Origin of the sequence: Dyadobacter soli (genome assembly GCF_900101885.1) — a bacterium.
Taxonomy (GTDB): domain Bacteria; phylum Bacteroidota; class Bacteroidia; order Cytophagales; family Spirosomataceae; genus Dyadobacter; species Dyadobacter soli.
The window spans coordinates 263,983-273,808 of sequence record NZ_FNAN01000013.1 but is presented as its reverse complement, the minus strand read 5'-3'; the positions used below and the strand labels follow the sequence as shown (position 1 = coordinate 273,808).

At 51.5% G+C, this 9,826-nt stretch carries 9 protein-coding genes and 1 pseudogene; 4 read left to right on the top strand and 6 right to left on the bottom strand.

Annotation, left to right across the window (positions count from 1 at the left end):
• Window positions 1–9: 9 nt before the first annotated feature.
• Both BLQ88_RS22585 and BLQ88_RS22580 read right to left on the bottom strand, forming a co-directional pair.
• A pseudogene (locus BLQ88_RS22585) lies at window positions 10–270 on the bottom strand (transposase); the annotation flags it as partial.
• 44 nt (window positions 271–314) lie between these two features.
• Window positions 315–740 (bottom strand): hypothetical protein, encoded by a 426-nt coding sequence (locus BLQ88_RS22580; RefSeq protein ID WP_143016910.1) that lies wholly within the window; start codon window positions 738–740, stop codon window positions 315–317.
• Window positions 741–1,043: 303 nt separating this feature from the next.
• Between BLQ88_RS22580 and BLQ88_RS22575 the strand changes: the two genes are divergently transcribed.
• Window positions 1,044–3,236, top strand: a complete 2,193-nt coding sequence (locus BLQ88_RS22575; RefSeq protein WP_090154686.1) for an RCC1 domain-containing protein — start codon at window positions 1,044–1,046, stop codon at window positions 3,234–3,236.
• A 102-nt stretch (window positions 3,237–3,338) separates the two neighbouring features.
• On the opposite strand, the gene BLQ88_RS22570 is transcribed toward BLQ88_RS22575, so the two are convergent.
• Together BLQ88_RS22570 and BLQ88_RS22565 are read right to left on the bottom strand one after the other, a co-directional pair.
• Window positions 3,339–3,716 (bottom strand): Rid family detoxifying hydrolase, encoded by a 378-nt coding sequence (locus BLQ88_RS22570; protein WP_090154683.1) that lies wholly within the window; start codon window positions 3,714–3,716, stop codon window positions 3,339–3,341.
• Between the two features lie 53 nt (window positions 3,717–3,769).
• A complete protein-coding gene (locus BLQ88_RS22565; RefSeq protein ID WP_090154681.1) occupies window positions 3,770–4,069 on the bottom strand; it encodes a hypothetical protein in 300 nt (99 codons plus the stop codon).
• Window positions 4,070–4,328: 259 nt separating this feature from the next.
• On the opposite strand from BLQ88_RS22565, the gene BLQ88_RS22560 reads away from it, so the two are divergent.
• From BLQ88_RS22560 to BLQ88_RS22550, 3 genes are read left to right on the top strand one after another with little or no spacing between them, the layout of a single operon-like run.
• On the top strand, window positions 4,329–5,435 hold the full coding sequence (locus BLQ88_RS22560) for a serine hydrolase domain-containing protein (RefSeq protein ID WP_090154679.1): 1,107 nt from the start codon (window positions 4,329–4,331) through the stop codon (window positions 5,433–5,435).
• 10 nt (window positions 5,436–5,445) lie between these two features.
• Window positions 5,446–5,742: a SnoaL-like domain-containing protein gene (locus BLQ88_RS37590; RefSeq protein WP_374754768.1), complete on the top strand. Its 297-nt coding sequence runs from the start codon at window positions 5,446–5,448 to the stop codon at window positions 5,740–5,742.
• A complete protein-coding gene (locus BLQ88_RS22550) occupies window positions 5,687–6,709 on the top strand; it encodes an LLM class flavin-dependent oxidoreductase (protein ID WP_090154675.1) in 1,023 nt (340 codons plus the stop codon). The genes BLQ88_RS37590 and BLQ88_RS22550 overlap by 56 nt, the downstream gene beginning before the upstream one ends.
• Before the next feature lie 57 nt (window positions 6,710–6,766).
• On the opposite strand, the gene BLQ88_RS22545 is transcribed toward BLQ88_RS22550, so the two are convergent.
• Both BLQ88_RS22545 and BLQ88_RS22540 read right to left on the bottom strand, forming a co-directional pair.
• Window positions 6,767–7,705 carry a helix-turn-helix domain-containing protein gene (locus tag BLQ88_RS22545; protein WP_090154673.1) on the bottom strand — a complete coding sequence of 313 codons (939 nt, stop codon included), beginning with the start codon at window positions 7,703–7,705 and terminating at the stop codon, window positions 6,767–6,769.
• 31 nt (window positions 7,706–7,736) lie between these two features.
• The gene (locus BLQ88_RS22540) at window positions 7,737–9,791 is read right to left on the bottom strand and encodes a TonB-dependent receptor (RefSeq protein WP_090154671.1); all 2,055 of its coding nucleotides are present in this window, start codon (window positions 9,789–9,791) and stop codon (window positions 7,737–7,739) included.
• Window positions 9,792–9,826: the final 35 nt, after the last annotated feature.

The window sequence follows — 9,826 nt, the reverse complement described above, 5'->3', positions numbered from 1 at the left end:
GCTCTACAGCTTTTTTTCGATGATGTCCTTGGCGAGTTTATAATCCAGGCTCAGCTCGGCATACATCTGCTTCAATCGCCGATTTTCATCTTGGAGCGCCTTTAACTCTTTCAATTGAGCGGCTTCCATTCCACTGTACTTTTTACGCCAGTTAAACAGCGTCGCCTTTGAAATGCCGTATTCGCGGCAAACATCCATAGCTTCTCGGCCACCCTCATACTGTTTGAGGATCGCCACGATCTGGGTCTCTGAGTAGTTTTTCTTTTTCATGTGACAGTTAAATTAGCTCTTTTCGAGTCTAATCCTTCACCGTCCTAATTCCAGGGAAGCCTACACTGGGGCGTCGCGAACCGTGTTATCTTTTTTCTTTCTGCTGCAAACACTTTCATGTAATAGAACAATGCAAGCAGCCTCGCGCGGGCTTCCATATGCGATTCGGCGCCGGATCTTTCATAGGACGCAACTACATCCTCGAAATGGGGTGCCAGTGTCTGAAACGACGCCTGGTCCAGTTTGAAAAGGTTTGTATATAAACGGTTGAAGAACGGGAACTCTTCATGCAAGTCGGGCTTGAAAAACGAAAAGCATTCAGATTTGAAATAGATCACATATCCTTCCAACGTCTCATCATGAGAGAAGCTGTATACCAAATCGGGAGAGTGAAAAACAAGGTACGCCTCCGGGTTGGTAACTGTCTTGTCGCCGTAATTGATTTGCGCATTACCTGAATTGACAAACAATGCAAAAAAGTAAAACGACCTTTTGAAGGGAGGCTTATAAATCTCTGCCGGCCGCTCCAACTTTTTCAGCCTGAGACAATAAAAAAGTGGGTTAATTGTCCTTCCTGGCGATGGAATCGATGCCAGGAAGGTATTAATGTCGGTATAATATGGTATTGTCGATTTTTGTCTAACCATAAGAAAAGTACACCAACCCGGGGCATGTCGGGCAACTGCATGGTAAATCTAGCCAATTTGTGACTCTTACCGTTTTTCAAATGCTCAAAAAAAATACCCACATTTACACAATAACCAGTTACATATATGAAAATAACACTTTACGCAACCCTTTTTTTCCTGATTATCAGCAAGGGCATTTTCGCCCAATGTTCCTATTACACAACCATTAAAAGTGGTCCGATCGCGCAGCACTCGTTCGCTATCAAAAGCGACGGGACGCTCTGGGCCTGGGGAAAGAACACCAACGGGCAACTGGGCGACGGAACGAATAACAACAGTAAAAATATACCTGTCCAGATAGCGTCTCCTTCGACCTGGGCGGACGTCAGTGCGGGAGAAAGCCATACCTTAGCCATCAAAAGCGATGGTACCCTTTGGACATGGGGGGCCAATAGCTACGGGCAATTAGGTGATGGACTGTACGCCGACAGAAAGCTGCCGGTGCAGGTGGGAACGGATGCAAACTGGTTAAGTATCGCGGCCGGGAAAGACCATTCCCTCGCCATCAAAACCGATGGCTCATTGTGGGCTTGGGGAGCTAACTATGCCGGACAGTTGGGCGATGGAACTAACGACGAGCGAAGAACGCCGGTAAAGATTGGTTCGGCCTCCAACTGGGCAAGTGTCGGAGCAGGATATTATCACACCGCGGCTCTCAAAAAAGATGGAACGCTTTGGGCCTGGGGCGATAACCTCTACGGACAGCTGGGCAACGGAACCGAAGGGTTCGACGCCGGCACGAATACACCCGGGCAGGTAGGCGCCGCTACCGATTGGGCAAGCGTCAGCGTCGGATTGCTTCATAATAGTGCGATCAAAAAAAATGGTACCCTTTGGGCCTGGGGATTTAATGACAGCGGCCAATTGGGCGATGGAACGAACATGTACAAAAACACGCCCGTCCAAACAGGTTCGGCTTCGGACTGGGCGGCCGTCAGGCTGGGTGGCTATCACACGCACGCTATTAAAACCGACGGAAGTCTTTGGGCCTGGGGCTATAATGTCTACGGGCAACTAGGCGACGGCACAAACACCGGCAGGACTACGCCCGTGGCAATAAGTTCCGGGACCGCCTGGGCAAGCGTCAGCTCAGGCGTTGTCCATACGCATGGTATTCAAAAAAATGGCTCCGTTTGGATCTGGGGTAAAAATGAATTCGGACAGCTCGGAAATGGAAACAATACCGCGAAAAATGCCCCGATACAATTCAGTGCCGCGCCGGCATTTACCAATGCGCTGGCTCCGACATTGGCTACCGCAACCTTGCAACAGGGCCAGTATACAATGTTCAGCAACGGATGTGCGCCCATTGCCAGCCTGGCGAGCAATACCAATTCCGTTGGATATGTTGCAGGGGCAGTGACGGCCAAAGTGTGGATCGAAGCTGCACAGCCCGCCAATTATGTCAAACGCCATTACCAAATCACCCCGTCGCAGAATGCCGGAAGCGCCAGCGGTCGGGTAACCCTTTATTTTACACAGGCGGAGTTTACCAGTTTCAACAGTGTTAACGCCAACGATCTGCCCGCCAACCCGGGTGATGCCGCCGGCAAGGCCAATTTACGAATAGAGAAAATCGGCGGTGAAAGCAGCGATGGCTCCGGCCACCCGGCTACTTACCCCGGCCCCACCGCGACCATTGATCCGAAAGATGCGGATATCGTATGGAACCTCACAGCCGGAAGGTGGGAAGTAAGTTTCGATGTGACAGGGTTTAGCGGATTTTTTGTAAAAACAGGCGAAAACCCGCTGCCGGTCCGTCTGGTGAGCTTCCAGGCCGTGGAGTCCGAAAACACGGCATTACTGCATTGGCAAACAGCCACGGAAGACAATGCCTCCCATTTCGAGATAGAGCGCAGCACCGACGCCAGAAACTTCGAAAAAATCGGCGAGGTGACAGCGGCGAGTGAAAGTAACAGCTTGCTGACCTACTCATTTACCGATGCCGGGTTTGCCCAAATGGCGGGAACGGCCTACTACCGACTCCGCTCGGTGGATCTGGACGGTACTTTCGCCCTAAGCGCAATAAAACCCCTGACGCCCAAGCAAACGTGGACGGTTTATCCAAACCCCGTCAAACAGGGAAGTGCCGTAACCATCCGTACGCATGCGCCAATCCAAAGCCTGACCTTGACAGATGCACTTGGAAAGCAAGTGCCGGCTCAGATCAAAACCGAAAATGGCAACAAGACAGTGCTCAACCTGCCTGCCGGCTTATACATGCTGCGGATTAATACGGGCAATGGCATTAACACCGGGAAAATAGTGGTTGAGTAAACAAGGCATCTCAGGAACCCATTATCAGCGAGCAGGTCAGTCCGATGGACGACCTGCTCATTTTTTTACCATATTCTCCACAGAGAAGCGGGAACTGACAACCTAGCTCGCTTTGAGTTCCAAACTAGCCATTGTGGTCAACTCGACACGTGCCTGCTTGGGTAAGCCTGCCACCGCGATACACGTGCGTGTTGGATAGCGGTCCGCGAAATACGTCTGGTATACGGCATTCAGGTCATCGAAATACCTCATATCCGTCAGATATACGGTAACACTGACGATGTGGTTAAAAGTCAACCCGTGCTCGTCAAGTATCGCCCCGATATTCGTAAATACCTGCTTTACCTCATCCTCGAAGGAGGTAGTAACCAGTTTTCCGCCGGCAGAGCCGATCTGACCTGAAATGAACAAGAACCCGTTGGACACCAAAGCTTTTGATATCGGTACTGCCGGTGCAGAAGCTTTTTCGATTGTACTCATATGATAAATTGTTATTGATTACTACTTAGTCATGAGTCCCTGAACCAGGCTGCTCAGGAAATTTTCGATATTTCCTTTTTCACCTTTGCCAGGAACCTCGACCGTGATTTCAGCGTGTCGATATCCTTGTGGGACGAAAGGCAAAATACGCCCTCCTTGCACGGATCGTCCAGCAAATAAAACTTGTAGCCGTACATTACCTCGCCCGGCAACAATTCGCTGCCCTTCACGGTTGGCACAAACTGGTAAAGTATTGCGCCATGTTCCTTAAAAAACTCCGGGGTGTATGGTGTCGTGAGCTGGTCGGGATTTACGGCCTTTGCCACGTAGCGCTGATCAAATTTCGCTTTCATAGCACCACCTCCCCTCTTCCATTTAAACTGGCCTCCATGGCAGTAGCATTCCCGGTAAGTCGCTTAACATCTTCTTTTGACGGCTTTCGCATGATGATTTAAAGTTTGCTGATGAGTACAACAAAAATAGGATCTGCCTTCGAAAAACTCAACATATATTGATATTATTTTTATCTTTTTTTTGATATTCATTATATCAAATTTTTCAGTCGTAAGAAACTATCTTGCGGGCTCAACGCCCGATTTTCGAAAAAATCCTATGAAGCATCATTTGCTCCGCATTGTACTCCTGTTCCTGGTCCAGATTTCCTATGCGCAGGTGAAGGTCGACTCATTGGTTAATAAGCAAATGAAGGAACTGCATATTCCAGGCCTTGCCGCCGCAAAGATCGAGGGCGGCAAGATTTCCTGGATGCGGCACTACGGCTTTCAGGATATCGGGCAAAAAACGCCGGTGACCGATTCGACGGTTTTTCATATAGCCTCTCTTTCCAAAACCGTCACGGCCGCGGCGATTATGCAACTCGAAGCAAAAGGACACTTCAAACTGGATGACGACATTAACCGGTTTCTTCCGTTTCGCGTTGTCAATCCAGCGTTTCCGGCCATTCCGATCACATTCAGGCAACTGCTGCGGCACCGTTCCTCGATCGCGGATAATATGGATTACCTGCTCCCATTTTGGGAGAATGAATACCAGGGAGCCGATATTCCGTTGGAAAGATTTCTCAGGGACTATCTTTCTGTTAGCGGCGGGCACTATCATGCAGGCAAGAATTTCCTCCACGCCGAACCCGGCAGCCAATTCGGGTATTCCAATATCGGCTTTGCCCTGCTGGGTTACCTCGTCGAACGGATTGCGAAAGTCCCATTCGACCAATACTGTCAAACGCAGCTATTCAATCCGCTGGGAATGCATAACAGTCATTGGTTTTTAGAGCCTGTGCAATCGGGCCGGCTGGCGGTGCCTTACCAATACTCCGACTCGCTCAAACAATATAAAAAATTACCCCAGGGCAAGTATCCCGATTACCCGGCAGGCCAACTCCGCTGCACGCTCCATGATCTGGCAAAGTTTCTGGCCTGCTGGTCAAATGACGGAATTTACGACGGCAAGCGCATTATCGACGCCACGGCTGTGCAAGGCCTCACGCCCAAAGACATGAGCCTGGGTTTCCACACCTGGTTTATGTATTTGCTTAACACCGAAACTCCCACGTACAGCCACAGCGGACACGGCCCGGGCATATCCACCTACATGCTGTACGATCCGTTTTCGAAAAAGGGGCTGATTATTTTAATGAACGGGGAGCTTTCCGATTATTTCGAATGGAGAAAATTGATTGATTTGTTGTGGAAGTCTTAGATAGTGGCGACTGATAACTTTACCTAAAACCAAAAACCATGACAACGAACAAATTGCCCGTCGCCTGGCGGAGTATTGCCGACAGGAACAGTTTACCCGGGCGCTGGAAGAATTGTATGTGGATAATGCGGTGAGCGTCGAACCATTCGAATTTCCCGGTTTTCAAAAGGAAACCAAAGGGCTGAAAGCCATGTTGGAGAAAGATGAGAAATTTAGCGCAAAGAACAGCAAATTGAACAGGGAGCTTTTTTATGAAGAAAATCGGATTTTTATCCTTCGGGCATTGGTCGAATCATCCGGCATATAACGCTCAGACAGCGAGTGATACGCTGCTTCAATCGATCGATCTGGCTGTTGCTGCGGAAGAAATAGGGCTGGATGGTGCATATTTCCGGGTGCACCATTTCGCGTCGCAGCTGGCTTCGCCGTTTCCGTTGCTTTCGGCGATCGGTGCAAAGACCAGCAAAATAGAGATCGGGACGGGGGTAATCGACATGCGTTATGAAAATCCGATGTACATGGTCGAGGATGCCGGCGCGGCCGATCTTATTTCCGGGGGGCGATTGCAACTCGGGATCAGCAGAGGATCGCCGGAACAGGTGATCGACGGTTGGCGGTATTTTGGATACGAACCGGAAGCGGGAGAAAGTGAGGTCGATATGGGACGCCGAAAGGCGTTGGAATTCCTTGACCTATTGAATGGTGAAGGATTTGCACACCCGAATCCGAACCCGATGTTCCCGAACCCGCCGGGCCTGCTGCGTCTGGAACCCTATTCGGAAGGATTGCGGGAACGGATCTGGTGGGGAGCCGGTTCCAATGCCACCGCCGTGTGGGCGGCGGAGAACGGCATGTACCTGCAAAGTTCGACGTTGAAAAACGATGAAGGCGGGAAACCCTTCCATGTGCAGCAAGCGGAGCAGATCAGGCTGTACAAGGAGGCATGGAAAAAAGCCGGACATGCGCGTGAGCCAAGAGTTTCGGTAAGCCGGTCGATATTCGCTTTGGTAACCGATCAGGACCGCTATTACTTTGGTCAGGAAGCCGATCGCCGGGACAAAGTAGGCATGATTGAACCGGGTAAGCGCGCGATTTTCGGCAGAAGCTACGCCGCGGAACCGGATCAGCTCATCAAAGAATTGGCGCAGGACGAAGCGATCCAGGATGCGGACACGCTGCTCCTGACCATTCCCAACACGCTCGGGGTCGACTACAATGTACACGTGCTGTCTTCGATTTTGGAGCACGTGGCGCCGGGGTTGGGGTGGCGTTGATTTGAAAAATACTAGTTACCGGAAGAACTGCCGGAGGCCATTTGCGCTTCCGGCGGTTCACATTTTCCGGATCAGCCGGTAGTAATCCGCCTCGATAGGCGAAGTACCCGCATTGGCCGTAATGCCCAGCCGGAATTCGGAGGGCGAAATGCCCGTTACCTGCCGGAACTGACGTGTGAAGTAGGATACCGACTGAAAATTGAGCTCGAATGCAATGCTGGAAATGTCCTTGCTGATGTTCTGCAAGAGTACCTGGCTGTGCAGGATGCTCGATTCGACGATCCATTGCTTCGGCGGCTTGCCGGTGGTTTCCTTAATGCATTTGCAGAGGTAGTTCTCCGAAATGGAAAGTTTATTAGCGTAAAAAAGCACTTTTTTCTCTGTCTGGTGATACTGCTGCACCAGCTCCTTGAATTGCAGGGTAATGTAAAAATTGCGTTTCACGGCCAGCTCCTCATGGTCGTCCCGCACCATGATCTTCATTAATGCGGCTTTGAAAAGCAGCCCGCTCACCTCCGCCGGTCCGGCGTCGCCCCCCAGTTCCAATTCCATCAACGCGAGCAGGTGCGACAGCCAGGTTTCGGTCGCTCCGGAGAGTGATGCGAAGGGTGAGGTTTTGAAAAAATTGTAGCCCGCATGCTTGTCGAGCGAGCTGTCCGAGAGCATTTCATTTTCAAATACAATAAAAAAACCTTCGGTATCCTGGGCGATTTCCAGTGTACGGGTAATGCTTCCCTGCCGGATCAGCAGCACCGAGCCCGGTACGATTTCGTATTCCGATATTTCCAGCTGCTGCTTAATGCGCCCCTTCGTGACGAAGATGATGAAATTGAAAGTAGTGCGGTATGGCAGCACCGGAATGAGGATATTGCGGAGGTAATCCTCGATCCGGTACAGTTGCAGCCGTGAATTGTTCACATATACTTTCTCCGACAAGCCGGGCAAAAACAGCCGCTTGTACTCGGAATTGGAAATCATTTTAATGGAATCGCCCATCTGTCGGTGGTTTTGAATGTGCGTGTGGTTGTCAGAACCTGAAATTAATGCCGGCTTTCAGGAAAAACGGCGTCCCCGGTGTGAAGGTCAGCTGATCGTACCCGGCGGCGGGTTCCCCTTTCAGCCGGGTTGTTTCGGCAAACATAGCTTCGTTCCAGCGCACGTTGAACAGGTTTTGTATTTGTACATTGAAACCCAGCGCCTTTTTCTGATAACCCAGCACGAGGTCGTTCACGAAATAGCCGTCCGCTACAATGCTGTTGTCCTGGTTGGCCGGGCGGTTGTGCATGTAACGGTACCGTAAATTAGCAGAAAAACCATTATCCAGCGTCACCGACACGCCACCGGTGCTGGTCAGCGTGGGCGCGAGGTCTACATAATCATTGCCCCGCTCCTCGCCTACCAGCCGCGGACGCGCGAAATTCACGTCGGAATCCAGGTAGAGCCAATGCAGCGGCTGGTAGCGGAACGACAGGTCGAGGCCGGTGCGGCGGGTTTGGCCTACGCTCGACGTGCCGTAGCTGTCGCCATTCCATACAAATTCATTTTGCAGGTAGCTATACCAGACCGTCGGGATAAAAATGAAGCCCGGAGCCGGCGTCCAGATCAGCCCGAGATCTCCCCCAAACAGGTAAGGCAGGATCTCTTTGCCGTCCTGCGCTACGGCCACGCGCACGTCGTTGGAATGGAACCCGAGGCCGCTTTTCACGAAAATCTGCATATTGTCGCCTGCATTGTAGGAAATACTCAGCTTCGGACTCACGCGCATAGCCTGTGCGCCCTGCTGGCCTTTCGCGGGAGTGAGGCGGTCGTAGTAGTTGAAATTAAACCAATCCACGCGTACACCGGGCGTCACATTCCACTTGCCTTTCTTCCATTCCGCCGACGCGTACGCATTCACATTTGCTTCCGGGGCCGTACCCCACGCCAGCCGCTCGTTCAGTTGCTCGCGCTGCGTGACGTAGCTCAGTTCCAGGTCATGGATATTATCGAACCGAAAGCCTGTGCCTGCGGTGAAGGTGAGTGAGCTGCCGGCGAAATTGAAATTCCGGGTGTATTGATGGTTTGAGCCGTACACGTCGCGGTTGTCGGCCTGGTGGATCTCGTCGCCGGTTTCGGGATTTACCAGGTAGAATGTAAAGTTGGAATACAAACTGAATGCATATTTGGAATAATAAAACGTACTCTTCCAGTTCGAATGCGCGTCGGGCCGGTACTTCCACGTCACGATCAGGTTGGTGCGGGATGTATTACCGCCCTCGGTGCTGTCCACGGAACCGTACCGGCCGATTTCCGGCACCGAGCGTAACGGGATCTGACCCGATGCATTCCAGTTGGAGGAAAATGTCGAGGCTATCACGTCGAGGCTGTTCTTTTCATCGAGCTGCCCGGTGTACTTGGCAAACAGGTTGAGCCGGTTAAAGTTCTGGCTAACGTGGAAGGGGCCATTGGTAAAATTGTATTCCGAAGCGACATAGGCATTCGCATGGTCGTTGTCCACCAGCTTGAATAGCCCCACAGCCCGCAGCGTGTTGAAACTCCCGCCTTCCAGCTTCACCATATTGCTCTTCACCTTGTCGAAAGTATGGAAATCGACGTAGCCGGAGGTGTTGAAATCGCCCTTTTCGGCATAGTAGGAACCTTTTCCGAAGCTGATATTCTCCACCGTTTCGGGAATCATGAAATGCAGGTCGGAGTAGCCCTGCCCGTGTGCGTGCGACACCATGTTGACCGGCATTCCATCCGAAGATATGCTGATATCGGTGCCGTGGTCGTTGTCGAACCCGCGCAAAAATATCTGCTCGGCTTTGCCGCCGCCTGCATGCTGGGCGATAAAAAGCCCCGGCACCTTCCGCAAAAGGTCCTGCGAGGTGTTCACCGGCACCCGGTTCAGGTCGATTTTCATGATATGGTCCTCGGCCGCCCGGGCCGTTACCACTACCGACGACAGCAGCACCGCCGATGTATCCGCAACTGGCGGTAATGCAGTTTTCAACTGAGTGGAATCCGCGAGGGCATTTCCCTTCGCCAGTTGTGTGGAGAAGGGCATGATACCCAGCGCGATCCAGAAGTAAATGGTCTTCATTCTAAATGTATTCCTGCGCCTCCAATGCCTTTAAC